Source organism: Prosthecobacter sp. (assembly GCF_049294395.1).
Lineage (GTDB): Bacteria > Verrucomicrobiota > Verrucomicrobiia > Verrucomicrobiales > Verrucomicrobiaceae > Prosthecobacter.
In genome coordinates, this window is the sequence record NZ_JBAQCR010000237.1 from 1 (window position 1) to 1,588 (window position 1,588).

Genomic DNA, 1,588 nt, shown 5'->3' on the forward strand with positions numbered 1-1,588 from the left:
CGGACGGCTGATCACTCCGCCCGCCGACGGGGCGATCCTGAACGGCATCACCCGCCAGACCGTGCTGGAAATGCTGGCCGCGCGCGGCCTCGAGGTCGAGGTTCGCCACATCCGGCCCGAGGAGCTGGCCGGGTTCAGCGAATGCTTCCTGTGCGGCACGGCGGCCGAGATCACCCCGGTGAGCGAGATCGGCGACGACCGCTTCACCCCGGGCGACCTCAGCCTCAGCCTGATGGACGAGTACAGCCGGCTGGTGCGTCTACAGTAGTCAGAAGCGGGCGCTGAGGGTCAGCCGTGCGTTCAGCGGCGCCCCGGTCGAGATGTTGTTGTTGTTGTGCGCGTCCGGGAAATAGGTCGTGTCGAACAGGTTTTCGATGTTCAGCTGAAGCTCGACCTCGTCGTTGACCCGATAGAAGGCGGCGGCGTCGACGCGGGTGAAGGCGGGCAGCCGCGTGGTGGCCGCCGAGGTCCGGATGGCCGCATACTGCCCGGCCTGATGGATGACGCCGAGGCCGAAGCCCAACCGGGGGCTCACATCGTAGCGGTTCCACAGGCTGAAGTGGTGCTTCGGCGTTTGGGCCAGACGAACCGAGTCGTTGCCCTGCAGGCGGGCGTCCAGCCAGGCGTAACCGCCGCTGACCTGCCAGTTGGACCGTACCCGGCCGGTTACCGCCAGTTCGAAACCCTCGGTGCGGGTCTCGCCGACATTGATCGTGACAGTCGGGTTTTGCGGATCCGGAGTGGTCGCATTGGTGCGATCCAACCGGAAGAGAGCGGCCGTGACATTGAGGTTCGGTCGAATGTCCCATTTCGCGCCGATCTCGTGGTTGGTGAACGCCTCCGGCTCGAGATTCTGCTGGGTCGTCGACAGGGCAAGGAACTGGTCGCCCGAGCGCGGCAGGAACGACTGGCTGTAGCTGCCGTAGATCGAGACCTCGGGCCGTGGTTTGTAGATCAGCCCCAGCCGCGGCGAGACCTTTTCGTCAAGCCGGGCGAAGGGGCGGTCCGGGTTGGGTTGCCGGTCGACGCCGGTGATGTCGAAACGGTCGTACCGCAGGCCGGCGACGACCTGAAGGTGGTCGCCCAGGCTGATCTGGTCCTGGACATAGGCCGAAACTGACCCGACGTTCGAGATCGTGTCGCGGTTGAGCGCCGGGAACGTCACCGTCGGAAGGACCGGATTGGCCAGGCTCAGGGTGGAGCTGGACAGAACGCCGTTGCGGCGCCGGTTGGCGGAATCCTGGTCGCCGTATTCGAAGCCGAACAGGATCCTGTGGTTCGTCCCCCCTCCCGACACGTCCCAGACGAGGTTGCTCTGGATCAGCAGGTTCTGCCGGGTGGTGGGATCGGTGTAGGCCGCCAGCGGGACCGTGCCGCTCTGCGATGAGGCCGGCCCGTTGGCGAAGGCGTTGGTGTAGACCTTGTCGTAGTCGCCATAGAGGATCGTGGTTGAAACCTCGACAGCGTTCGACAGGGCGCCGTCGATCCGGAGTTTCGCTATGTGCGCCTCCAGCGTCGTGCGGTTGACGCCGGGGACGCCGAAGAACCGGTCGCGATAGCCGGTCAGCGGCGCACCGCTCAACGACGG

The 1,588-nt window shown here is 65.9% G+C and carries 2 protein-coding genes; one reads left to right on the forward strand and one right to left on the reverse strand.

All coding sequences use genetic code 11. The features are described 5' to 3' along the window. On the forward strand, positions 1-268 hold a 268-nt coding region (locus WAW39_RS16320), incomplete at its 5' end, for an aminotransferase class IV (RefSeq protein WP_422320252.1). Here WAW39_RS16320 and WAW39_RS16325 read toward each other — a convergent pair. Beyond that, positions 269-1,588 (reverse strand): TonB-dependent receptor (locus tag WAW39_RS16325; protein WP_422320253.1); only part of this gene is annotated, 1,320 nt, incomplete at its 5' end.